19 protein-coding genes are annotated in these 23,759 nt (G+C 47.3%); 9 read left to right on the top strand and 10 right to left on the bottom strand.

The features are described from left to right. Nucleotides 1-29 precede the first annotated feature (29 nt). Nucleotides 30-1,535 (top strand): phosphate ABC transporter substrate-binding protein, encoded by a 1,506-nt coding sequence (locus PSE6802_RS34695; RefSeq protein WP_019499407.1) that lies wholly within the window; start codon nt 30-32, stop codon nt 1,533-1,535. Between the two features lie 12 nt (nt 1,536-1,547). Here the strand turns inward: PSE6802_RS34695 and PSE6802_RS0107335 are convergent, their stop codons facing one another. Further along, complete coding sequence (locus PSE6802_RS0107335) at nt 1,548-2,282, bottom strand: sucrose-phosphate phosphatase (RefSeq protein WP_019499406.1); 735 nt, start codon at nt 2,280-2,282, stop codon at nt 1,548-1,550. Between the two features lie 260 nt (nt 2,283-2,542). Here PSE6802_RS0107335 and PSE6802_RS0107330 point away from each other — a divergent pair, with 260 nt between their 5' ends. The 3 genes from PSE6802_RS0107330 to PSE6802_RS0107315 all read left to right on the top strand — a co-directional run bounded on the left by PSE6802_RS0107330 (nt 2,543) and on the right by PSE6802_RS0107315 (nt 6,886). After that, nucleotides 2,543-3,772 (top strand): RNA-guided endonuclease InsQ/TnpB family protein, encoded by a 1,230-nt coding sequence (locus tag PSE6802_RS0107330; RefSeq protein ID WP_019499405.1) that lies wholly within the window; start codon nt 2,543-2,545, stop codon nt 3,770-3,772. A 116-nt stretch (nt 3,773-3,888) separates the two neighbouring features. Then, nucleotides 3,889-5,397, top strand: a complete 1,509-nt coding sequence (locus PSE6802_RS0107325) for a glycoside hydrolase 100 family protein (RefSeq protein ID WP_019499404.1) — start codon at nt 3,889-3,891, stop codon at nt 5,395-5,397. A 412-nt stretch (nt 5,398-5,809) separates the two neighbouring features. Beyond that, complete coding sequence (locus tag PSE6802_RS0107315; RefSeq protein WP_019499402.1) at nt 5,810-6,886, top strand: peptidoglycan recognition protein family protein; 1,077 nt, start codon at nt 5,810-5,812, stop codon at nt 6,884-6,886. A gap of 11 nt (nt 6,887-6,897) precedes the next feature. On the opposite strand, the gene PSE6802_RS0107310 is transcribed toward PSE6802_RS0107315, so the two are convergent. From PSE6802_RS0107310 to PSE6802_RS0107300, 3 genes are all read right to left on the bottom strand, one after another. Further along, on the bottom strand, nt 6,898-7,233 hold the full coding sequence (locus tag PSE6802_RS0107310) for an ArsR/SmtB family transcription factor (protein ID WP_026103130.1): 336 nt from the start codon (nt 7,231-7,233) through the stop codon (nt 6,898-6,900). A 349-nt stretch (nt 7,234-7,582) separates the two neighbouring features. After that, complete coding sequence (locus tag PSE6802_RS0107305) at nt 7,583-8,605, bottom strand: agmatine deiminase family protein (protein WP_019499400.1); 1,023 nt, start codon at nt 8,603-8,605, stop codon at nt 7,583-7,585. 52 nt (nt 8,606-8,657) lie between these two features. Then, the gene (locus PSE6802_RS0107300) at nt 8,658-9,314 is read right to left on the bottom strand and encodes a glutathione S-transferase family protein (protein ID WP_019499399.1); all 657 of its coding nucleotides are present in this window, start codon (nt 9,312-9,314) and stop codon (nt 8,658-8,660) included. 91 nt (nt 9,315-9,405) lie between these two features. Between PSE6802_RS0107300 and PSE6802_RS0107295 the strand changes: the two genes are divergently transcribed. The 4 genes from PSE6802_RS0107295 to PSE6802_RS0107280 all read left to right on the top strand — a co-directional run bounded on the left by PSE6802_RS0107295 (nt 9,406) and on the right by PSE6802_RS0107280 (nt 19,239). After that, a complete protein-coding gene (locus PSE6802_RS0107295; protein WP_019499398.1) occupies nt 9,406-10,035 on the top strand; it encodes a nucleotidyl transferase AbiEii/AbiGii toxin family protein in 630 nt (209 codons plus the stop codon). Nucleotides 10,036-10,706: 671 nt separating this feature from the next. Beyond that, entirely contained in the window at nt 10,707-15,422 is a 4,716-nt protein-coding gene (gene gltB, locus PSE6802_RS0107290; protein ID WP_019499397.1) for a glutamate synthase large subunit, read from the top strand. 34 nt (nt 15,423-15,456) lie between these two features. Further along, nucleotides 15,457-17,958 (top strand): tetratricopeptide repeat protein, encoded by a 2,502-nt coding sequence (locus PSE6802_RS28125; RefSeq protein WP_019499396.1) that lies wholly within the window; start codon nt 15,457-15,459, stop codon nt 17,956-17,958. A 234-nt stretch (nt 17,959-18,192) separates the two neighbouring features. Then, entirely contained in the window at nt 18,193-19,239 is a 1,047-nt protein-coding gene (locus tag PSE6802_RS0107280) for a metal ABC transporter solute-binding protein, Zn/Mn family (RefSeq protein WP_019499395.1), read from the top strand. Between the two features lie 38 nt (nt 19,240-19,277). Here the strand turns inward: PSE6802_RS0107280 and PSE6802_RS0107275 are convergent, their stop codons facing one another. Further along, the gene (locus tag PSE6802_RS0107275) at nt 19,278-20,084 is read right to left on the bottom strand and encodes a sirohydrochlorin chelatase (RefSeq protein WP_162139213.1); all 807 of its coding nucleotides are present in this window, start codon (nt 20,082-20,084) and stop codon (nt 19,278-19,280) included. A 63-nt stretch (nt 20,085-20,147) separates the two neighbouring features. On the opposite strand from PSE6802_RS0107275, the gene PSE6802_RS31770 reads away from it, so the two are divergent. Next, nucleotides 20,148-20,438, top strand: coding sequence for a type II toxin-antitoxin system HicA family toxin (locus PSE6802_RS31770; RefSeq protein WP_263970321.1), 291 nt, complete (start codon nt 20,148-20,150; stop codon nt 20,436-20,438). Between the two features lie 158 nt (nt 20,439-20,596). Here PSE6802_RS31770 and PSE6802_RS0107270 read toward each other — a convergent pair whose 3' ends face one another. The 5 genes from PSE6802_RS0107270 to PSE6802_RS35775 all read right to left on the bottom strand — a co-directional run bounded on the left by PSE6802_RS0107270 (nt 20,597) and on the right by PSE6802_RS35775 (nt 23,662). Then, on the bottom strand, nt 20,597-21,025 hold the full coding sequence (locus PSE6802_RS0107270; RefSeq protein ID WP_019499393.1) for a PIN domain-containing protein: 429 nt from the start codon (nt 21,023-21,025) through the stop codon (nt 20,597-20,599). Continuing rightward, nucleotides 21,025-21,267 carry a hypothetical protein gene (locus PSE6802_RS0107265; RefSeq protein ID WP_019499392.1) on the bottom strand — a complete coding sequence of 81 codons (243 nt, stop codon included), beginning with the start codon at nt 21,265-21,267 and terminating at the stop codon, nt 21,025-21,027. The genes PSE6802_RS0107270 and PSE6802_RS0107265 overlap by 1 nt, the downstream gene beginning before the upstream one ends. Nucleotides 21,268-21,465: 198 nt before the next feature. Further along, entirely contained in the window at nt 21,466-22,065 is a 600-nt protein-coding gene (locus tag PSE6802_RS0107260; protein ID WP_156815452.1) for a hypothetical protein, read from the bottom strand. A gap of 550 nt (nt 22,066-22,615) precedes the next feature. Beyond that, entirely contained in the window at nt 22,616-23,416 is an 801-nt protein-coding gene (locus PSE6802_RS0107245) for an IS5 family transposase (protein WP_019499024.1), read from the bottom strand. A gap of 87 nt (nt 23,417-23,503) precedes the next feature. Beyond that, a complete protein-coding gene (locus tag PSE6802_RS35775) occupies nt 23,504-23,662 on the bottom strand; it encodes a DUF6888 family protein (RefSeq protein ID WP_412973432.1) in 159 nt (52 codons plus the stop codon). Nucleotides 23,663-23,759: the final 97 nt, after the last annotated feature.

Raw genomic sequence — 23,759 nt, 5'->3', positions numbered from 1 at the left:
TTTCATCAACTGGCACCTAAATTCCTATCATGTTTATTGTTTCCCCGCAAGACGTTGAAATTACTAAGGTTTTGCATCCTAAAGGCAACCTGGTTCCCTTTCTACAGTACAAAGGTCATATCTTTTGTCTAGCGCAGTCATTTGGAGATAATCGCGATCGCGCTGTCGCCTTCTCGCGCTATCTCACAGAAGATATGGGTAAGCTCTGCGTCCTTCTGGAAGAACCTAATAACTTTAGCGTGTGGAGTGAAGATGAAATAGACCAGTATCCATTGCCAATAGACGAGTTGAGCCACAATCGTCTCTCAAACCCTGACTTATCGACGCAGTTTGAATTATCCACGCCCGCAGTCTCGAACTCTCAACCCATTAAATCCGAGAAGGAGCCAGTCATACCGATCGATATTAAAGGTTCTGGCGTTGCTAAAAATGCTGCTGAAAACGCTACTGGAAACGGTGCTAAGAATGAAGCACAGATTCTGCTAGGAGCTGACTCTCAACCTGGACAACCTCCCTTATCTACAGAGGCTGATGTCCAACCTCCCCCAGATCGAATATCAAACTGGGATTTGCAGGAGGGAGTCCGCCAGCGAATGCTCAAAATTATAGGCATAATCCTATTAGTAGCTATGGGGTTAGCTGGTCTGTTGTACTGGATATACAGCAACAGTACCAAACCAGCCAGTACCTCGCTGGAAACACCACCACAGCTTTCCTCTCAACCTATAGCTGGCCTTACCATCGACACCTCGCTCCCTAACCCAAAAGTCTTGACAATGGATGGCAGTACCTCGATGGTTGAGTTAGTAATGCGGCTGCGAACTGCCTATGCCGATCGCAATCCCAATATCCCCGTAACCTACGGTCAGCCTGACGGTCGTCCAGGCGGCTCCAACCAGGGGCTTGAAGGACTGATCGCTCGCTCGGTAGTCTTAGCGGCTAGCTCCCGACCGTTATACCCTAAAGAAGCTGAGGCAGGCATACAGGTAGTAGCGATCGCCTACGATTCAATTGCTGTGGTTGTAGGGGTAGATAATCCCTTCAAAGGCGAACTGACCACCGATCAGCTACGCCGGATTTATCTCGGCAAAATTACCAATTGGTCGGAATTGGGTGGGGCGAATATGCCAATTCGAGTCATCAACCGCGCTAGGACAAGCGGTACGAGAGATATATTTCAGAGCACGGTACTTGTAGGGCGGGAGTTTGCCCCTGATAGTTCCAGGTTTATCACCTGGCTCCGCGACGAAACCACCGCTGTATTGCCATCGTTGGGGAAAGATGGGATTTATTACGCCACCGTATCGCAATTGAAAGAGCAGGAATTAGTGCGCATCGTTCCCATTGAAGGAGCCTTACCTAACGACATGGCAACCGTACAAAGCGGTAAATATCCGATTAGTCGTAATGTTTACCTAGCTTTCCCAAAACCTACAAGCCCAGCCGTGAAGGAATTTATCGATCTGGCTTTGTCGCCAAAGGGTCAGCAAATTATTCACCAATCTGGATTCATGCCAATGATGCCTTTCAATTAGGGTGAATTGCCACTAACTGGGCATGAGGTTGAAATATTGCATTGCTTCTAACATGCCCCAGGCATAGGGCGATCGCGCTAGATAAATCTGTGGATGCCGATGTTGTTTGTACCATTCCAGTAGCTCCGGCTGTGCGTTGCTGACGATCGCGCCCAGGGTGCCGTGCTGGTAAAGGCTGATATCGTTGCCGGAGTCACCGCAGGCGAGCGTAGCATGGGCAGGAACTTGCAGGCGATCGCGCAAATAACTAGCCGCTAGACCTTTATCAGCGTTACTGGGTAGAAGATCGATGTCGCGACCGCTGCTGAAAACGATTTGACAGTTCATGCCCGCTCTACTTAGCTGAACCCGCAAATTATCGACAACGCGAGCATTTTCTGGGTGTGCCAGGCAGAAACTAATTTTCCAGGGGTTTTGCTCGCTTTGCGGTTGGGGTATGAGTTCGCTATAGGTTTGCGCGATCGCCGCGATCGCCTCTCGTTGCCATGCCTGCGATAGCTGACTCGCCCACGACCGATCTAAATGGCCGTGCTCGTAAATTTCCGTGCCCACACCTGTAATCCAGTAATCTGGCTCTAGAAGTTGCTTGACTTGCGCTAAATACTGGGCCGAAATATAGGATCTACCCGTGGCATAGATTAAGTAACAATGATGCCGAAAACTCGTTAATTTTTGACTGAGGGCAAAGGTTGCCCGATCGTCTCCTACTAGGGTATTGTCGAGGTCAGTAATCAACAAAAATTGCATATGCTTGTCGATAATTACAACTTTTTGTAGTGGTTAAGCTTTCAACAGTCAGTGGTCAGCTTTTTAAGTAGTTTGCGCCGCTAGTACCTTATCAGAAGAGTAGCGATAGCCGCAAAACCGCCTCTCTTCAGAGGGTGGATGTAGCGGCAACAGCGGTTAAAACTGCCTACCGCCTTCTGCCCAATGCTTTGCCTTGCCCAATAAAAGTATTTTTGTGATGACTATGCGATCATAAAACAATCTCGGTAACCTTAATATCTATGCTCGTATTTGAGTACAAAGCATACGGAAAATCTAGTCAATTCAGCGCAGTCGATGAGGCAATTCGGACTGTCCAGTTCATTCGCAATAAAGCAATTCGCTTGTGGATCGATGGAGGGGCAAAGTCCTGTTACGACCTCAATAAATACTGTGCTGTATTGGCTCGTGAGTTCCCGTTTGCTAACCAACTCAATTCGATGGCACGTCAAGCTGCTGCCGAACGTGCATGGGCATCAATTCAGCGTTTCTATGACAACTGCAAAGCAAAGATTTCTGGGAAGAAAGGGTTCCCTAAATTCCAGAAAGATAACCGCTCGGTTGAATACAAAACGTCAGGATGGGCGTTAAGTGATGACCGCAAATCGATTACTTTCACTGACAAGAAAGGTATCGGTCGGTTAAAACTCAAAGGTACTCGCGATCTGAACTTCTACCAACCCGACCAAATTAAACGGGTAAGGCTGGTCAAAAGAGCAGATGGTTACTACGTTCAGTTTTGCATTTCGGCTGACCGCAGAGAAACTTTACCCGCCACTGGTAACACAATTGGTTTAGACGTAGGACTGAAGAGTTTCTACACTGATTCTAATGGTTTAGAGCTGGAAAACCCTAGACTTTACCGTACCGGGGAAGTGAAGATGAAACGGGCGCAACGCCTAGTTTCCCGCAAGGTCAAAGGTTCAAAAAATCGCATTAAATCTCGGATTAAGCTAGGCAGAATTCACCTTAAAATAAGTCGGCAACGTAAAGACCATGCTGTGAAATTAGCACGGTGCGTAATCAGATCTAACGATCTAGTCGCCTATGAAGATTTAAGAGTGAGAAATATGGTGAAAAACCATTGTTTAGCTAAGTCGATTTCTGATGCGGGATGGTATCAATTTAGATTGTGGCTAGAGACGTTTGGACGGATATTTGGTCGGGTTACTGTTGCGGTGAATCCAGCTTATACCAGCCAAGAATGCTCTAGTTGTGGCACTGTGGTCAAGAAATCGCTGTCTACTCGTACCCATGCTTGTCAGTGTGGCTGTGAACTCGGACGCGACCATAATGCCGCGCTCAATATATTGACCAAAGCAATAGGTACAACGGGGCACGTTGGAACCTCCGTACTCGATGCGGTAAACGCTTTTGGAGACATACCCTCTACTTGCGTTGGTGCAAACCTGCGTGGGCAAGGTGCGTCATTGAAGGAAGAATCCCACGACTTTCAGGTAACGCTAGCTTAGCGAGAGTTACCGAGTCGGGGGAGTGTCAAATGCGGAACTATAAAACAGGTTGTCTCGATTTGTCTCGATATTCTAAAAATTAACTCCACCAGCTAACTCGCCAAACGCACAGTGCAATGAAAGGAAGCAATTCTAAAGAACGTTCAGTAGTTGAAGAAGCTAGAACCTTATTCTATGAAAGAGCATTAGTTAGGTTAGATGGCAAATGTGTGGGTGCAGTAGCTGCTATTCCTAAGAAGTCTAATTTCGATCTCGGCGGTGACAACTTAAATTACGGGGAAATATTCATTCGGGACAACGTACCCGTGATGATATTTCTGCTAATTGAAGGCAAGTACGATATCGTCCGTCATTTTCTCGAAAGCTGTCTGAAACTACAGAGTAATGACTTTCAAACTCAAGGAATTTTTCCCACCAGCTTCATCGAAGATCGTGGCAAGCTCTGCATTGATTACGGTCAGAGAGCAATTGGTCGCGTTTGCTCGGTTGATGCCACTTTGTGGTGGCCGATTTTGGCCTATATCTACGTGCGGCGTACGGGCGATCACCAATGGGCAATCCGAAGAGAAGTACAAATTGGGGTGCAAAAATTTTTAGATTTGATCCTACATCCCCAATTTCGCGATGCTCCTACCCTCTACGTGCCAGATGGAGCGTTTATGATCGACCGTCCTCTAGACGTTTGGGGCAATCCTCTAGAGATTCAGGTGCTTTTGTACGGTGCGCTTTTGGCGGCAGCCGGTCTGCTCAGAATTAGTCTGGAAATCCAGGGCTATTTCCATCCCACTGCCAAGATCCACAGTATTAAATTGCAGGATTCTCTAGCAGATAAGCAAAACTATCAATTTCAATACGCGATCGCTTGGGCAAAGAGGCTGCGCAGCTATTTACTCAAACATTACTGGGTAAATAGTAAAACGGTTCAAACCCTGCGGCGCAGACCGACCGAGCAATATGGTGATGAGGTGGCGAACGAATACAATATCCAGACGGAAACGATTCCCCATTGGCTGCAAGATTGGCTGGGAAATCAGGGCGGCTATCTAATTGGCAATATTCGCACGGGCAGGCCGGATTTCCGTTTCTTTACGTTAGGGAACTGTTTGGGAGCTTCTTTTGATGCTATTAGTTCGGCACAACAGAAATCGCTGTTTCACCTGTTCCTGCGCAATCGCAAAAGCCTGTTCGCCCAAATGCCACTCCGCATCTGCCATCCGCCCCTGATCGATAAAGACTGGCGGATTATTACAGGGTTCGATCGCAAAAACTTACCCTGGTGCTATCACAATGCCGGACATTGGCCCTGTCTGTTGTGGTTTTTTGTCCAGTCCGTGTTGCGTTTCAAACGCAAGTACGGTGACTTAGGCAGTGATGGCGAGGAAATTGAAGCAATGCTTCATGAGTCCTACGATCTGCTCTTAGAACGCTTACCGCAGCAGAAATGGGCAGAATATTTTGACGGCCCCGAAGGCATCTGGATCGGACAGCAAGCTAGAATCGGTCAGACCTGGACGATCGTGGGATTTTTACTAGTTCACCATCTCCTGAAGGTAAATCCGGCTGATGCTAGCATTATGGACTTACCTAGCCTGCGATCGCTGACAGCCCTGAAGGTATTTCGATAAGGCAATTTTTACAAATTAAAGGGGTAGCAATACTCACCTACCCCTGCTGTCAAACTATTGTCTACTGAATTATTCAAAATATACCCAGCAGAATGATGAAAGTTAACAAGCAGAACAACAACATGCTGCCGATCATGATATCGGCCACGCTTTCATCATGTTGCATCGATCCTTGAGGAGAGCTAGCCATAGGATTTTCCTCCGTCCTGAAATGCTTATGCCTTAATTTTAGGCAACCTCGAAGTGATTTGTGCTTTTTGCAGCATAAAGTTTAAAAATATTCAATAAACTTCAAGTTGTATAGTATTGCTACCAGACTATGCAAAATTATTGATAAGCACCAAGCCAGACCCAATTATAATTTTGACGATCCTGTAGTTTTTCCCCACTCAGAACATTGTTTAAGCCAAGCATGAAACTGAAGACTCGGATTGCAGCATTTAAGCCAAGCATGAAGCTGAAGATTCGGGTTGTAGCCTTTGCACTCACTTTAATTTCTTTGCTAGTGCTGCTCGCGATCGACCGACCGCTCCGCACAAATGCGATCGGCGATGCCGACTTTAGCAAACCTAAGCAATTTCGTGCTTCTGCCTTGGACTCCAGCCAGTTAAATCAGTTTTCTCCCGTCTTTGGCTGTGCCGATCGCCCTCCTGCCAACCCACCGATTCCTTCCTTACCTGCTGCCACAATTGCTCAGCCTATTACCCTATCTCGCTTTCGACAAGACTCCCAGTTGGTAGCTACAGAAACCCAGGCCGTTACTACAACACCTCAGCTCGTCAAAGTTGCCCCCAATGGGTTGCCAATTTTAGGAGCTAAGTCAGCAAAGCTCGCTGCTAACTTACCCGCCCCCAAAGAGGTAATAGCCTTAGCCGATCCCAGTAACTACGGCGATCGCTATCTCAAGGATCTAAAGGGTCGCCCTGCCATGTCAGACCCGATAATTGTTTTACACGAAACTGTTGGTTCCACTGGCAGCGTCATTAATTACTTCCAGACAAATCATGGCGATGAAGACGAGCAGGCCAGCTATCATACAGTCATCGCCCTGGATGGCACCGTAGTGTATTTTGTCCCACCCGATAAGCGGGCATTCGGTGCAGGTAACTCAGAGTTTGTGAGTGCTTCTGGGCGGGAATCAGTTCGGACCAATCCCCACCGTCCCAGTTCTGTCAACAACTTTGCCTATCATATTTCCCTAGAAACACCTTGGGATGGCATAAACAATGCCTACACGCATAGTGGCTATACCGAAGCGCAATATCGTTCGTTAGCATGGCTAATTGCCAAGACTGGCGTACCCGACCGACGGATTACTACGCATAGGGCAGTAGATCGCTCGGGCGAGCGCATCGATCCGAGAAGCTTCGACTTTCGGGCTTTGTTTAGATTTCTCAGCCTTTATCCCCGCACCAAGGAAATAGCGATCGGCTGTACATCTCAGCCAGAAAAAGATGCCACCCAAATTCCACCCCAAAATAAAGGTTGAGCGGCTTTCAGCTACATCTTTGCAAATGTCAGTGATTCAGCCAACATCGCCAATTTCTCTGGCAAAATCCGGTAATAAATCCATGTGCCTCGCCGTTCTCGCCCTAACAAACCCGCTGCATGCATGACCTTGAGATGATGACTAACAGTTGGTTGTGAAATCCCTAGCGGCTCTGCTAACTCACACGCACATACTTCTTTCTGTGGCTGTGCTGCAATCGAACTCAGCATTTGCAGTCGGATCGGCTCGCCTAACACTCGAAAGATTGCAGCCAGTTGATTTGCTGCGTCCAGGGTTAAATGACCGCTCAGCAAAGAAGAACAACAAGATGGATTAGCTTTAGACATTCGCGACAAGTTATAGCGTTTTTCAATTGAGAACAGGTTTTATTGACGGGGTGAAGGGGTTCCACACGGCAGTGGCTCTAGCGGGGAACCCCCAAGACCGCCCTGCCTCCCCTTCTTGGGGGCAACGCCCCCAAACCCCCTTCTCGTTTTCATCTGAAAACCGCTATAAGAACCCGTTTGAAAAGTGTTATCGAGCGCAAGGATTTTGCCTTTTCAAACAGCTTCTAAGAAGAAGAAGCAAAAGTCAAGCCCCCTGTTGGGAATGGCCTCCAATCAAGTTGAGCAATGGGTTTGCGTAAGGTTCTCACCACATCAAGGTCTTGATTTGCTATTACAGTCAAGTTAAACGCTATATTTGCGGTTGTTGCTGGGTGATGCAGTGGAAAGCTCCACCACCTAGCAGAATGTGCTTAGCGCTAAGTCCTATGGTTCGACGATTCGGGAAACAAGCAGCGATCGCCGTCACAGCTTTCTCATCGTATATCGTGCCATAGGTAGGTACAATTACGCTGCCGTTGGCGATATAGAAGTTGAGATAGCTAGCTGGCATAATGTTTTGTTCGGGATCCAGTACCAGTCCAGGTGACAGAATTTCAATCACTTCCAATCTCTGCCCGCAAACGTCAGTGAATGTCTTCAACTGAGACGCGATTTCGGACAAGACTTCGGTATTCGGGTCTTGGGAATCTAGCGATCGCATGCACATCACTACACCGGGAGCGACAAATCGAGCGATCGTATCGATATGTCCATCTGTATGGTCGTTGAGCAAACCTCTATCCAGCCACAGAATTTTATCTACTCCAAGGGCATCACATACGCCTGCCTCAATTTCTGTTTGATTCATGTGGGAGTTGCGATTGGGATTGAGAAGGCATTGTCGCGTGGTCAGGCACGTACCCTGCCCGTCTACTTCCACTGCCCCACCTTCTAGAATCCAGGGGAAATTGAAGGCTTTTAGATTTGAGGTTGCAGTTACGCGATCTGCTACCTGTTCGTCATGTTCGAGTAGATACTTTTGTCCCCAGCCGTTCCACTCAAAATTCAGAGCGGCGATTTGCGTGCGGTCTTGAGTAACTGTGAAGATCGGCGCGATGTCTCGCATCCAGATATCGCCAAATGGTATGCGGTGCAGGTTGACTGATAAGTTGCCCAGGAGATCGCTCGCCAATTGTGCGTTCGCTTCATCCGGCACCAGAATTTCTAGATTTTCCGACTGGGCGATCGCTCGGCACAGTTCGGTAAATTCTGCCTGCACCGCTTCCAAATACTCCTGCCATAACTCCCGATGGCTCGGCCATGCCAACCAACAGGCAGCATGGGGTTCCCATTCGGCGGGCTGGCGAAATCCTAATTCCTTGGGTGTAGGCATAGTCGATCTTAGTATTCTGAAACTTAGTATTGCTCTTGTGCTGTCGCGATCGCTAAAACCGCCGCTCTAAAATTTTTCTCATATTTGGCAAAGCGGCTTCCACAACTTCGGGCAGTGGCGTTGTTTGCTGCCAGCTTGCGCGTAGCGCCAGATGTTCCGACCACGCTTTAAGGTGGGGGTAGACATCTAAGGAGAATCCAAACATTGGCAATGCCGGCACTAAGGTTCCAGCCACAATATCAGCCAAAGTTATTTCTTCTCCGACAAAGTACGAACGACCTGCTAGAAGATCCTCGTAAAATTGCATTACAGTAGTAACTCTTTCTCTAGCAGCATCGAGCTTGCGATCGTCAACATCCAGTCCCAGCAATACGCGAGTTAGTGGGAATGTAGCAGGTTGAAGCTCGTAGAGAGCCACCATCTCTACCATCCGCACCTTGGCAATGTCTTCGGGGTTGCTTGGCATTAAAGGTGGAGTTGGATATTTTGCCTCTAAGTAATCTAAAATTGCCAACGACTCAATCACTCGAAATCCATTATCTTCAATGGCGGGAACGCGCTGGAGTGGATTGATTGCACTAAAGTCGCGATCGAGTTGATCCCCATCCAAATTCACCAAAATTGGCTCGAACGGGATCTGTTTTTCACGCAATGCGACCCACACTCGCCGTGCGTTGACGGAGACCGGATTGTAGTAGAACTTCAGCATTGCAACCCCTACTTAAAAGCCGCGCTAAAACAGCTAGTATATATGGTATCTGCTAAAGCAGATGAATTGCATCCAGCGGAAACAGCCCCTTATGTTTAGCGCCGAAGTTTTAACATTTCATGAGTTTGCAATGCAGGAACCCGTTTCCTTAGCTACGCTACAAAAAGCGGTGCTGGAGTTTTTACGCGATCGCAATGATGTCGTTTTATTTGGAGCACAAGCAGTCAACGCCTACGTGGGCGAGCCTCGGATGACTCAAGACATCGATCTGCTCTCAACCCATGCGCGGGAATTAGCCCAGGAACTTAAAGACTGTTTAAGCCAGGAATTTCACATTGCCGTGCGAGTGAGAGAAATTGGCGACGGCAAGGGCTATCGACTCTTTCAACTGCAAAAGTCGGGCAACCGTCATCTGGTCGATCTCAGGCCGGTACAGACTTTGCCAGCAGCTCGATGCATCGATCGAATCTGGGTGATGGCTCCCCCAGAATTGCTTGCCAGTAAAGCGATCGCTTTCCATCAACGGCGCGGTCAACCAAAATCGGGAACAGATTGGCGAGATATTGCCATGCTGCTACTCAAATTCCCCGAACTGAAATGTAGCCCTGGCCCAGTAGTGGACTGTTTGTTGTCCGCCGGTGCTGACTCAGGAGTTCTGGCGGTTTGGCAGGAATTTGTGGCTCAGCCCATTCAACCTCCGGATGAGGAGAATGAGTTTTAAGCTGGAATTGCGATCTCCGGATCGATTGGGAAATTGGGTATAAAAGCGATCGCATGTTTGCCGAAATCGGCAAGACATTAAACAACGGATCGTTATATTATTATTTCTGTGAGGAGTGAATTAAATACAAGAAAGCCCCTGAAGTCGAAACACGGTCAGACGCTCGGGGGCTTTCTCTTGTCTTGGTCGGATTAGCTAGTGCGGTAACCCTACAATATATAGCCATAGTACAGATCTGTTAGGACAGGGGTGTGGGTGCTGCGCCCCCACGCAGGGGTTCCACCTCTGCACCCCATCCTAAGCCTGTTGGCTATAGCTATAAATAAGCCAACCTGGTTGACTGACAAAAGTCATGAAACACCTATGAATTCGCTAACGGTCGCTGGCGAATGAATTCGCGCCTACACAAACAAAGTCTGCCTCCGCAGACTTCATACACCAAAGGGTTCCGATGAAAGCTGACCGCTAAAAGCTTTTATGTTTAAACCGCATCACTCTTGTACCAATTGCTACTTAATGGTTTGCTAGATCTAACATTTTCCTTAAGAGCCTAGACTTTTGTAATCTGCACATCAGAGAATACCTATCTGAACCTAGCACGAGCAGCCTCCTTTGTTCTGGGTAGCAGGTGACTGTACAACTTTTAGCCCATTCAGCCCATCAAACAGCATATGAATAGCAATCAGCCGATCCTCAAACAAGGCCTATACGATCCGCAGTTTGAACATGACGCTTGTGGTGTCGGGTTCATTGTACATATGAAAGGGCAGAAGTCGCACGCCATCGTAGAGCAGGCATTGACGATTCTGCTCAACCTCGACCATCGCGGTGCCTGTGGCTGCGAAACCAACACGGGCGATGGGGCAGGTATTTTGATGCAGGTACCGCACAAATTCCTGGCCAAGGTAGCTAAGGCTGAGGGAATTATGCTGCCAGAAGTCGGCCAATACGGTGTTGGTACGATTTACGCATCGCCCGATCCCGCTCAACGGGAGCAGAGTCGGCGAGTGTTCGAGCAAGTGGTGGCTGGTGAAGGGCAAAAGGTACTGGGCTGGCGCGATGTGCCAACCGATAATTCGTCGCTGGGCAATACGGCAAAAGCCAGCGAGCCGTTTATGCAGCAAGTGTTTATCCAGCGCAATCGCGATCTAGTTGACGATCTTGCCTTCGAGCGCAAGCTGTACGTAATCCGCAAGCTTTCACATAATGCTATCCGCGCTACAGGAATCGATCCATACTGGTACCCATCTAGTTTGTCATGCCGCACGATTGTCTATAAAGGCATGTTGATGCCAGTGCAGGTAGGACAATATTTCCCTGACCTGCAAGATCCCGATCTCGAAAGCGCGTTGGCACTGGTGCATTCGCGCTTCAGCACCAATACTTTCCCCAGTTGGGAACGGGCGCACCCATATCGCTACATTGCCCACAACGGCGAGATCAATACCCTGCGCGGCAATATTAACTGGATGCACGCGCGGCAGTCTCTGTTTGAGTCCGAACTATTCGGCGACGACATGCAAAAGAGTCAGCCCGTCATTAATATTGAAGGCAGCGACTCTCTTATATTCGACAACGCGCTGGAATTGCTCGTGCTGGCAGGGCGATCGCTACCCCATGCCGTCATGATGATGATTCCGGAGCCGTGGACGGCTCACGAGTCCATGAGTGACGAGAAAAAGGCATTTTATGAATACCATTCCTGCTTGATGGAGCCTTGGGATGGCCCAGCTTCGATCGCCTTTACCGACGGTACCTCAATTGGAGCAGTGCTGGATCGCAATGGCTTGCGTCCGTCGCGTTATTACGTCACCAAAGATGACCTCGTAATCATGGCATCGGAAGCGGGAGTACTGCCAATCGAACCGGAGCGCGTGGCGCTCAAGGGCAGGCTGCAACCGGGGCGGATGTTCCTAGTAGATATGCAGGCAGGGCGGATCGTTGCAGATGAGGAAATCAAGCAAGCGATCGTGACGCAGCAGCCTTATCGCCAGTGGTTGGACGAGAATTTGGTTAAATTGGAGGATCTGCGCGAGGGCATTCCCCCTATCCCCCACGCACGTATGCCACTGCCCCCCGAGCTAGATACACGGGAAACGCCTCCAACTTCCCAACATCCAGGTCAAGAGGATATATGGGAAGCCGCAGGATTCATCTCGCCAACTTCCCTGAACAAGTGGGGATTAATTGCCCATCAAATGGCGTTTGGGTATACATTTGAGGAGTTGCGGTTGTTGCTGACTCCGATGGCGCGGGATGGGGTGGAAGCTGTAGGTTCGATGGGAACGGATACGCCGCTGGCGGTGCTGTCCGATCGCCCGAAGTTGCTCTACGACTATTTCCAACAGTTATTCGCCCAAGTCACCAATCCACCGATCGATTCAATTCGAGAAGAGATCGTTACCTCTGCCCAAACGACGATTGGGACGGAACGAAATTTACTCAAACCCGAACCCGAAAGCTGCCACTTGATTTCGCTCAAATCACCGATTCTTACTAATGAAGAGTTGATGAAGTTAAAGTATGCAAACGAACGGGGATTTAGTTCGGCAACCATCCACATACTGTTCGATCCTAAAAAAGGTGTGGCTGGACTCGAAGCAGCGTTAGCGGCGATTTTTGCCGAGGCAGATCGAGCAATCGCCGATCGCGCGGCTATTATCATTCTGAGCGATCGCGGTGTCAACCCCGATCTGGCACCGATTCCTGCACTACTGGCTGTTTCGGGATTGCACCATCATTTAATCCGCAATGGTACCCGCACGCGCGTCGGTTTGGTGTTAGAATCTGGCGAACCTCGCGAGGTGCATCATTTCGCTACCCTGATCGGTTACGGATGCGGCGCGATTAATCCCTATCTCGCATTTGCGACGATTGAGGATCTGATCGACCAGAATATTCTGCTCAATGTCGATTACTCGACAGCGGTTAAAAACTATATCAAAGCCGCAACCAAGGGGGTAATCAAAGTTGCCTCCAAAATTGGCATCTCCACAATTCAGAGCTATCGCGGCGCTCAAATTTTTGAAGCGATCGGACTGAATCAGTCAGTCATCGATAAATACTTTACCTGGACGGCCTCTCGCATTGAAGGTGCGGATATAGAGGTAATTACCAAAGAGGCAGTGTTGCGACATACACATGCTTTCCCAGATCGACCTACGAACGGACATACATTGGGACAAGCATTGGATGTGGGCGGTGAGTACCAGTGGCGGAAGGATGGAGAAGCGCACCTGTTCGGCCCAGAGACCATCCATGCTTTGCAAAAGGCCGTGCGCACGAACAATTACGAGATCTACAAAACCTATGCAACGCAGGTCAACCAGCAGAACCGCAAGCATTTTACGCTAAGGGGGCTGTTAGAATTCAAACCGCGCCAGCCAGTTCCAATTGAGGAAGTGGAGCCAATTGAAGCAATTACAAAACGCTTCAAAACTGGAGCCATGAGTTACGGTTCTATCTCAAAAGAGGCACACGAGGCGCTGGCGATCGCCATGAATCGCATCGGTGGCAAATCCAATACGGGTGAAGGTGGCGAAGATCCGGAACGCTACACCTGGACGAACGAGTTGGGCGATTCCAAGAACAGCGCGATCAAGCAAGTTGCCTCCGGTCGCTTTGGCGTGACCAGCTTGTATCTATCTCAAGCGAAGGAACTCCAGATCAAGATGGCGCAGGGAGCTAAACCGGGTGAAGGCGGTCAGTTGCCTGGGAAGAAGGTTTATCCGTGGATTGCCAAAGTGCGGCATTCTACGCCTGGAGTGGGACTGATTTCGCCACCACCGCACCACGATATCTATTCGATTGAAGATCTAGCGGAGTTAATTCACGACTTAAAAAATGCCAACCGCGATGCTCGGATTAATGTGAAGTTGGTGTCTGAAGTGGGAGTCGGCACGATCGCCGCAGGAGTTGCCAAAGCCCACGCTGACGTGGTACTGATCTCCGGTTTTGATGGCGGTACGGGAGCGTCACCGCAGACTTCGATTAAACACGCCGGACTGCCCTGGGAGTTAGGCTTAGCCGAAACCCATCAGACCCTGGTTCTGAATAATTTGCGCAGCCGTATTGTGGTAGAAACCGACGGACAGCTTAAAACCGGACGCGACGTAGCGATCGCTGCCCTCTTGGGCGCGGAGGAATTTGGTTTCTCTACCGCTCCTCTAGTGACGCTTGGTTGCATTATGATGCGCGTCTGTCATCTTAATACCTGTCCCGCAGGCATTGCCACTCAAAACCCCCTCCTGCGGGAAAGCTTCGTCGGCGATCCCGCCCATACTGTAAACTTCATGCGATTCGTCGCCCAGGAAGTACGGGAAATTATGGCGCAGCTTGGCTTCCGCACGTTCAATGAGATGGTGGGACGCACTGATATTTTGGAACCAAAGCAGGCGATCGCGCATTGGAAGGCTAAAAATATCGACCTCTCCAAGATCCTCTATCAACCGGAAGCTGGCCCCGAAGTCGGGCGCTACTGCCAGATTCCCCAGGATCACGGTCTGGAGAAATCGCTGGATATGGCGGTGCTGCTGGATTTGTGTAAAGGTGCGATCGAACGCGGCGAACCTGTCAGGGCAACTCTACCGATTAAGAACGTCAACCGTGCTGTTGGTACGATTCTCGGCAATGAAATTTCCAAGCGGCATTGGCAGGGGCTACCCGAAGATACCATTCATCTGCATTTCCAGGGCAGCGCCGGTCAGAGCTTTGGTGCTTTCGTACCGAAAGGCGTGACATTGGAATTGGAAGGCGATACCAACGACTACCTCGGCAAAGGTTTGAGTGGTGGCAAGATAATTCTTTATCCACCCGCCGTTTCTACTTTCATTGCTGCCGACAACGTCATCGCTGGGAACGTGGCATTTTACGGCGCAACGAGCGGTGAGGCTTACATTTGCGGCGTTGCAGGCGAGCGGTTCTGCGTGCGCAATTCTGGCGTGACCGCCGTGGTGGAAGCTGTTGGCGATCACGGTTGCGAATACATGACAGGTGGCAGGGTAGTGATTCTCGGTTCTACCGGACGCAACTTTGCGGCGGGTATGAGTGGAGGCGTTGCCTATGTTTTGGACGAAGCAGGGGACTTTGCCACGCGCTGCAACGTGCAGATGGTGGGCTTGGAACCTCTAGACGATCCATCTGAAGTTGCGGAAGTTCGTCAGATTATCCAAAAACATGTCGATTACACCAGGAGTGACAAAGCGAAGACAGTCCTCGATCGCTGGGAGGAAATGGTACCGAAGTTCGTCAAGGTGATGCCGAAGGACTACAAGCGGGTGCTACAGGCGATAAACAATGCCGTCGCATCTGGTCTGAGCGGCGACGACGCGCTCAATGCTGCATTTGAAGAGAACGCCCGCGATGTTGCCCGCATTGGTGGCAGCTAAGTGGAGGATTCCCTAACTCTAGGGAATTGCAGACATGTCAACTGAAGAGTCCGATCGCGATCGCCAACCAGACAGACTCAAGACATTTGTCTGGTTGGGTCATGTGTTGATTATCTTGGTAATTCACAGTCTGTTGGTGGCATCAGAATTAGAAAATAAGACCGAATTGCCTCCCGATCCTGAAAAAATTCTTAATGAAGCTCTGGATCGACAGCAGAGAGTAATAACGGAAATTTCGCAGCGATCGCTGACTCCAGAGGAAATTACCAAATTTGAAATTGACGATCTAATGCGCGATCGCCTGCTCAAGGAGCCGGAGCTGATTCCGATTGTGGAAGCAGTGCGGAATGACTTTATCGCGATTAAGTGGAAGGGAGGTATATCTACTCCAGCATGGAAGAAGTATGGTGTCAAAGCCTATCCGCTACTCGACTACTATACGCGATCGAACGACCCGATCAGGCAAGAATATGGAATTAACGGCATTCGCAGTTTAGGGAAGCCATACACGACTATTTGGCTGATTAAGCAAATTGAGCGAAACCCCTCATGTAGGTGCGATCCCTTCTTTGAGGTGGCTTTCAAAGGCTCAGAGTTTGAATTGGATAACCCAGTTATGCGCGATCGTCTGATCGAATTAGCGCGAAAAAGTGGCGATCGCGATGATTATGAAAGTTTCAATAGACGCTTTTTAGAGCATTTAGAATCAACCATATATATGGAGCAGTTGAATAAAAAATATCAAGAGAGCATCAATCGGGAACCGACTGAAAAGGAAAAGAAAAGTGAGAGTATGGTCGAGCGGTGGCGAAGAAAATATGAGAAGCTGGTCAAACCAACTGCAGAGGACATAAAAATTGGCTATGAAACTTTTCAGCAGTTCCAAAGTAACGATCGGCATGAAATTATGTGGGACTATCAAAGTGGGAGATTAAAAAAAGGAAGTATTTCTAGTTTTCAAAGGGAGTTTCTACGCCAAATAGCTGGAGATCGAAAATCTGAATATCGGTCATTGGCTATTATTGAGCTAGAGCGACATGACGATTCTGTTGGGAAAGAGCTTATTAGCGACCTAATCGACCGCGATCTCAGCCAAATTCCAGAGCTTGGTATTTACTTTTTACTCCCCTTAACTACAAGATATCCAAACTCAAGATTTACCCGTGGCTGTCGCGAGTATGGAGAATTAATCGGGAGACCTTATTTCTCAAATTCTTGGGATAAAGAAATAGAGGAAAAATATGGGGCAACCCGAGACAAAGCCTTAAGAAAACCCGCAGAGCAAAAGGTTAGAGAATGGCAAGATTGGCTGAGTCGTTATCCAGATCATCCAGGAGCTGATGATGCTTCTTTTCGCCTGATTCAGGCATACTATGCAACTAATGATGTCATGTCAGCCACTAGACTTTGGATTAAGATGTTGACTGAAAAGGTAGGAGATGGGGATGTATCTTTTCGCGCTTACGAATATTTGCGTCCCCTTTTAGATATTGGCCTATCTATTCAGCAAATCGAGATATTGCTGGATGAGCCTCAAACTAATCCCATAGAAGCGCTACTTAAATATGCTCTAGCTGTCAAACATGCTCGAGTACACGATTATCGTCAAGCATTAGAAATATCTAAAAATCTGGATCGAGAACTTGAGAGAATTTCCGAGAGGACAATACATAATTTACGGGATCTACCATGGAGAATAGGGAGCTTAGGGAAAGAAGCACGCAAAATGCTGATAGAGCAACGGCAACGTTGGCAAAAACTTCTGGTATTACAGGAACAAAATACACCTGAATCACTTTATCAAATTGCTTCTAGTTGGGCAAATGCTGGGGGATATAAAAATGGCTATCTCCCGATCTGGAATGGGGGGCGATTTGCATATATACCTACTGGAACAGGGCGGACGGAAAATAGGGATGTATGCGAGCGCTTTTGGGTTTGCGACCTAAATCATAGAAGTACTTCAGAAGTACGCGAGGCTTATCAACTAGGTAATCCTAATGCTATTGCTGTTTCGCTCTATCAGAAACTACTTGAAGATCCTGCTACACCTCCCCAAATCAGAGAAAAGACGCTTTTCATGACTGCTTCAACTCTTCTAAAACAATTTGAAAAATTCCTTAGCGATGAAAATCTGCGTATTCATCCCCTAGCAGGAGTTAAGACAAGCATAGAGTTTTGGGAGAAAGGCTATCGACCGCCAAATCTCAACAACCCCAATCTTCCTCAGGAAATTTGGGCTGGGACTTTCTCTTATTCTCAAAATGTTTGGGAAAAGGTGGGAAAAGAAGATTCTGATTATGCGCAAAAGGTTGACGAACTTGTTAAAAACGATACGAAAAGGCGTATTGCGGAGATTACGAATGAGTTAAAAGCAAAGTTTCCTCGGAGTGTATATATCGACGATCTGCTTTTTGCTCAATATTTCCTGGGCGATCGCAAGGATAAAAGCTACCTGCAGGAAATTATTAAAGATTACCCCAATGGTGATTTTGCTGCCGAAGCAAGAGTTGTGCTCGAACTAAATCAAAATTAAAACTTTTAGGAGTTGTTTTATTCCCCTCTTCCTGAGGAGGCCTAACAGTGAGGGTTTCAGGATATTTTGCTTAAGGACAGGGGGTTTGAAGGGGTTCCACCCTTTCACCACGTCAATAAAATCTGTTCTCAATTGAAAAAGGCTATAACACGGCAGGAGTGTTTTATGGCTGCTTGACTTCAGTTATATAATAATGATAATCGTTTTCAAAATATTTCAGAAACTAAGCATACAATGGCGCGAACATTATTTAAACAACTTAGCGATCGCCTTCCCATCAGCAAAGGCATTACCAAAGGAACCGCACTGCTGGCAGTTACAGTAAGCCTGGTCAGTTGCAGTCCCACAACACAGACTACAACCACAACGACTCAAACGACTCCTGTCAGTTCGCCTGTGGCACAAACTACACCGCCAGCCAATCGCGCTCAGGTTGTGGCAACTAACTCCGTGCTTTGCGGCCTCACCCAGCAAATTGCCGCCGACACCATAGCTCTTAAATGCTTGATTTCCCCAGGGTCGGATCCCCATGTTTACCAGCCTACACCCGAGGATCGCAAGGCAATTGAAACATCAAAGCTAATTCTCTACGGCGGCTACGATTTTGAGCCAAGCCTAATTAAGCTAATTAGCTCAACATCCAATCCCGCCCCTAAAATTGCCGTAAACGAGCTAGCCGTAACTAAAACGCTAGAATTTGAAGATCGCGGCCAAAAGGTTGCCGATCCCCATGTCTGGAATGATGCCAAAAATGGAATTGCGATCGCTGAGGTTATCAGCGAGAAGTTGAGCGCGCTCCAACCCGAACAAGCTAATACCTACAAGCAAAATACAACTAGAATTACAAATGAACTCCAACAAATTGATGCGTGGATTAAATCTCAAGTTGAGACTATCCCTCCCACATCCCGCAAGCTAGTTACAACGCACGATGCCCTAGGCTACTACTCCAAAGCCTATAATATCCCAGTAGAAGGAGCATTAGGAGGCATCAGTACAGAAGAACAACCCACTCCAACAAGAGTTAAAGAGTTGGTAAAAGTAATTACAGATGCCAAAGTTCCCACCATTTTTGCCGAAGTAACGATCAATCCCAAACTGATCGAGACGGTTGCGAAAGAAGCGAAAGTTAAGGTGTCAGAGCGAGAGCTATATGCTGATGGCTTGGGTGAAAAGGGCAGCGAGGCAGAAACCTATGCAGGTATGCTAATTGCCAATACACGCACTATTGTAGAAGGTCTAGGTGGGAAGTATACCCCTTTCACGCCTAAAGCGCCATAAAACTCAATTTTTGCACCTAAAACACCAAACTCAATAGGCTAATTGACTAAATCGATCGCCATGTCGGCAATCTGAGCAGGGGAGAATGGGATAGGAGCGATATAAATGGGAATGCGATCGGCATAGAGAGATATTTGTTTGGCGATCGCGTTCATAATTTCTCCTGCAAACAGGAAATAAGGCATGACAACAATGCTATCTCTCCCTTGCGCGATCGATTGCTCGATTTGCGCGTCTAAGGTGGGTGTGCCAGTCCAATGAGCAGCGATCGCGCCCAATTGACTCGCTAAATTTTCAATACTTTGAACGGCTTCAGGTCGGCGGCTACCATGAGATAGCAGAATTAATCCAATGTTTGTATGCTCGAACTGTTCTTTGAGAGATGAAGTTTCCATCTCAAATATAGATTTGAGCAAAGCGGGGATGTCTGGATGAGTACCTAAATGGGGCACGATCTCCAGGGTAATTTGTCTATCTAAATGAGCGAAGGAGCCAATCAATTTTTGCCGAGCGATCGCCACCTCAGATGGAAGATCTGCCATGACATGCACGCCAGACAAGAGGAACAATGGCACAACTGCTACATTAATATCTTCTGTATCGCCTTGCTCGTATATTTCTTCGCATATTTCTGCACAAAAATCCTGAATTTGCTGGGATAGTGAACTTGGTTGTCCTTCCAGGCATCCACCCCCAACTACAACATCGCCTATGGCATTGGCACACTCGATCAGTTCTTGCAGAACCAACCAGGAATGCAGATCCTGACTGCCATGCACGACCAGGAAATAGGCATCATAGGATCGATTGAGTTGAAGATCTTGCTGCTCTAGGACTACGCTCATAAAATCTTGTGTAAAAATGGATTGCATCCTGCATATTAATCGTAGATTGACTATTTTGACTATTTGGTCGTTATAACTCTCGTAATTCTACGGTTTTGTATTACTCAGATTATAATTACGAGAGCTTTCTTACATTCTCAAACAACCTCCTATACGCAAATTATAGCTGCTCTAGAACGAGATGGGTGGGTAGCAGTTCGCCAGCGAGGCAGTCACATTCGATTAGAGAAAGAACTACCTGAACAGACTATTAAGTTAACTATTCCATCTCACCGATCTGTTAAACGTTCGACTCTAGCTCATATTTTAAAACAAGCCCGTGTGGATATAGACAAATTTCTTAATCTTTTGTAGAAAGCATTTGGACAAGCGGAGGCGATCGCTGTTAACTCTCACCCAATAACCGATCGCACGGGCGATCGCCGTATGACATGACTGCGATCGCTTTGAACTACTTTTGTTTTGCGCGAGCTTGCTTGGCGGAGGCGATCGCTATTTTGACTCTCAGGTGGCTATTTGCTATCCTGCGTTCCCAATCGCTTTAAAAGCTCTTGAATTGATAGCACAGGAACGGATGAGTTTGCAAAGCCTTGAGCATCGCGGGTCAAAATCGCATCTAGTCCCTGTGCTACAGCACAAGCAATTTGAATAGCATCTTCAAAATCAGCTATATTAGAGATGAAAGCTGATTCCAAAACTGCTCTACTCACTGGGCAAATTTCCATAACTGTCAGTGTCTCTGAAACTGCTTGTCGCGCTTGCTCAATGCTGCTAGTGTGTCTTCGAGCAATGTAAAAAATATCAGTGAGCGTTGTAGCTGTAGCATATCCAACAACTTGACCAGAGTCAATTGCTTGAAACAGGGATTCTGCATCTTTTAGGAATTGCTCTCGCTGCAACAGGAAATCCAAGATGATATTAGTATCAATTAAAACTCTCACTAAAAATACTTTTCCCTACGTCGTTCTTCTAACATTGCATTCACTTCTCGATCTGTCGGTGCGGGTCGGTCAGTTTTTAGCAACCCTCGCATTCGTCGAATTGCTTTAGAGCGATCGCTTTGTCTAAAATCAGGCTGGGTAATTAATGTACCTTGTAGAGACTCAATAATCGCACCCATTAGCGCAAGGCGATCGCTGGGTGATAGCTTAAAAGCCTGTTCTTTAAGTTCTTGCAGCAACATAGAGTCCGATCGCCCTCATTATCATCCGTTACTTTTACATTTTAACCTGAGCGATCGCAGCTAACTCTTACCCAATCACTACATATACGGGCGATCGCGGTATGACATGACTGCGATCGCTTTGAACTACTTTTGTTTTGCGCGAGCTTGCTTGGCGGAGGCGATCGCTATACCCATCACAGCACTTAACTTTATACGCTAGAACTTTTGAGTTTGCCTGCTAAATGCAAAATTCCACATATCTGGAAAGAAACACCCTAATCCAAAAGCTAAGAGCACGCACATGGCAATCTCCTTAGCAGCTAAGTCATTAAAAACATAATGCACGCCAATACCACCAGGAGATATAGAAACGTGAGATTGCAGTTTAATCTTGCGTTGTCCTCTATCAGCTACAGATAGGATAAGCAAGTGTTGATAATTCAGTATAAAATTTGGAATCTCAAATTTAATCCTTACTACTTCACTATCGTCATTACATGATGCTTTTGGGCCATGTAAATTGCCGCTCTGTATAAAATCTGTATTAATTACAAGAATCTTCCATTCAACATTGGATGACTGAACAGTATAACAATCAAGAGATGTTTTTTGGGCTTTATCAAAAGTTAAACTAACCGTATAGGGAGCCTCTTCTAAAACTGGTGTAAATGCCAGTGATACAGTTTGTCCCCTTTGTAAAATAAAGTCTTGCTCCACAGGAGCAATTTGATTAAATGAGTTATGCCACATCCAATACGTTAATAGAGCACATCCGATTAAGCATCCCCCCGTAATTCGTAAGCCTTTTTTTGACATGAGCTAGTAAAATTTTGATGAAATTGAGTGCACCAAGCAGATATTGGGATGGCACTTGCATAATAATCCCAAGCAAAATTGCTAAGTTTTATGTAGAGAATTGCAACTCGAAAGATCGCAATTTAGATAGACAATGTCAGCAAGCCATTGGAGTGCGCCCTCCAGGTTTTCTATAGTACAGGAGACCTAAAGAGCCTTTGAACATTTCAGCTTTAAAATAACTATTAATTGGTAAACTCTCGTAACGATCTCGATCTATGCCAATTCTGATTAGTCTATTCTCACTTACATCGTTAATCTCAATAATATACGATGTTGCTCTATTGCCGGAAGTAAACTTACTTACAACATTACCGCGAACGCAAATTTCTTTCTGAACTCCCACTATTGCATTATATCCTGCGACATATCCTGCCGAGCCAGCTAATATAAATGCTGAAAATACTAAACTCAACAGCAAAGTAGCGCATACATCAATAATATTAATTCCGATCTTTCCGTAAGCGTAAATAGCGCTTGTAAGAACCTGTTTGAAAAGTTTTAGGATAGCCTAATCAGTATGAGTTTTAGGCTCTAATCGGCGCACCATCAAATGTACCATAGCTGCAAACAGCATCATTTCGCTAGTGGTGGGCAAAAATTCATAGTCTTTACTTAAGCGCCGATAATGTCCAAACCAAGAGTAAGTCCGCTCCACCACCCAACGCTTAGGAATGACCTGAAAACCAGACTCCTCATCGGTTCGCTTAAGATGTTCTAACTTCCAACCAAACTGTTGTGCAATCTTCGCCATAAATTCCTTGCCAGCAAAGGTGCTGTCTATCCAAATCACTTGCAGGCATTGCCACAACCAAGCCCAAAACGTGGCGATTAAAATCATCCCGGCATGGTCAGAACGTCCCGCACTATGCACACAGACCCCCAGCAGCAGTCCCATCGTATCGACCAAGATAGTGCGTTTGCGTCCTTTGACCTTCTTGCCGCCATCAAATCCGATTTCCTCACCCCCACTGGCTGTTTTGACCGATTGACTGTCTACACTGCCTGCACTCGGCTGAGCGTTGCGTCCCGCTGCCACTCGGAGCTGGATGCGTAAAACGCTGTTGAGTCTCTCCCAGGTGCTGTCGGCTTCCCAAGCCCGAAAATAGCTGTAAACGCTTTGCCAGTTGGGTAAGTCGTGGGGCATCGCTCGCCATTTAATCCCATTGGCCAGCAGGTAAAAAATGGCATTGAGGACTTCTCGCATGTCGAGTGTACGAGGCCGTCCGCCGGGTTTAGCTTCAGGAATCAGGGGTTTGAGAATTTCCCACTGGGCATCGGTGAGGTCAGTGTCGTATGCTAGTCGTGTCATTATGAGGGTCTACGAGAAGACCCTCTTACCTTACAATAGCCTTGTCACAGAGGCTCAAAGGCGTTCTGAATACTTTTCAAACAGGTTCTAAAAACCCCAAGAATTAGTGAGAAACTCCAATATGCCAGCAAGAATAAACACTGTTCTTGTATTTCGATCGCACCGGAATACATGGATAAGTTGATACCCATTTGATAGCATCTGGCATACTCTGACGCAGGCAAGAGCCTGTTTCGCAGTAGGCATACTTTTATCTATAATAGACGATAGCAAGTCACAACATACCATGCCAGGTCGGGACTGTGCCTCTGCTTTTGTATAAAGGTACTTACAGGTTAAAGGA

The sequence above is a fragment of the Pseudanabaena sp. PCC 6802 genome (assembly GCF_000332175.1).
Taxonomy (GTDB): Bacteria; Cyanobacteriota; Cyanobacteriia; order Pseudanabaenales; family Pseudanabaenaceae; genus PCC-6802.
The sequence above is the reverse complement of the archived record's forward strand: the minus strand, read 5'-3'. Positions and strand labels throughout refer to the sequence as shown.

Bases quoted from the DNA above. Each gene is read 5' to 3' on its own strand.
- PSE6802_RS0107305 (WP_019499400.1), bottom strand. From the start codon at position 8,605: ATGCCTACACCCAAGGAATTAGGATTTCGCCAGCCCGCCGAATGGGAA.
- PSE6802_RS0107310 (WP_026103130.1), bottom strand. From the start codon at position 7,233: ATGTCTAAAGCTAATCCATCTTGTTGTTCTTCTTTGCTGAGCGGTCAT.
- PSE6802_RS0107330 (WP_019499405.1), top strand. From the start codon at position 2,543: ATGCTCGTATTTGAGTACAAAGCATACGGAAAATCTAGTCAATTCAGC.
- PSE6802_RS0107245 (WP_019499024.1), bottom strand. From the start codon at position 23,416: ATGACACGACTAGCATACGACACTGACCTCACCGATGCCCAGTGGGAA.
- PSE6802_RS0107335 (WP_019499406.1), bottom strand. From the start codon at position 2,282: ATGCAATTTTTGTTGATTACTGACCTCGACAATACCCTAGTAGGAGAC.
- PSE6802_RS34695 (WP_019499407.1), top strand. From the start codon at position 30: ATGTTTATTGTTTCCCCGCAAGACGTTGAAATTACTAAGGTTTTGCAT.
- PSE6802_RS28125 (WP_019499396.1), top strand. From the start codon at position 15,457: ATGTCAACTGAAGAGTCCGATCGCGATCGCCAACCAGACAGACTCAAG.
- PSE6802_RS0107300 (WP_019499399.1), bottom strand. From the start codon at position 9,314: ATGCTGAAGTTCTACTACAATCCGGTCTCCGTCAACGCACGGCGAGTG.
- PSE6802_RS0107325 (WP_019499404.1), top strand. From the start codon at position 3,889: ATGAAAGGAAGCAATTCTAAAGAACGTTCAGTAGTTGAAGAAGCTAGA.
- gltB (WP_019499397.1), top strand. From the start codon at position 10,707: ATGAATAGCAATCAGCCGATCCTCAAACAAGGCCTATACGATCCGCAG.
- PSE6802_RS0107295 (WP_019499398.1), top strand. From the start codon at position 9,406: ATGTTTAGCGCCGAAGTTTTAACATTTCATGAGTTTGCAATGCAGGAA.
- PSE6802_RS35775 (WP_412973432.1), bottom strand. From the start codon at position 23,662: ATGCCTACTGCGAAACAGGCTCTTGCCTGCGTCAGAGTATGCCAGATG.
- PSE6802_RS0107260 (WP_156815452.1), bottom strand. From the start codon at position 22,065: ATGTCAAAAAAAGGCTTACGAATTACGGGGGGATGCTTAATCGGATGT.
- PSE6802_RS0107315 (WP_019499402.1), top strand. From the start codon at position 5,810: ATGAAACTGAAGACTCGGATTGCAGCATTTAAGCCAAGCATGAAGCTG.
- PSE6802_RS0107280 (WP_019499395.1), top strand. From the start codon at position 18,193: ATGGCGCGAACATTATTTAAACAACTTAGCGATCGCCTTCCCATCAGC.
- PSE6802_RS0107275 (WP_162139213.1), bottom strand. From the start codon at position 20,084: ATGAGCGTAGTCCTAGAGCAGCAAGATCTTCAACTCAATCGATCCTAT.
- PSE6802_RS0107265 (WP_019499392.1), bottom strand. From the start codon at position 21,267: ATGTTGCTGCAAGAACTTAAAGAACAGGCTTTTAAGCTATCACCCAGC.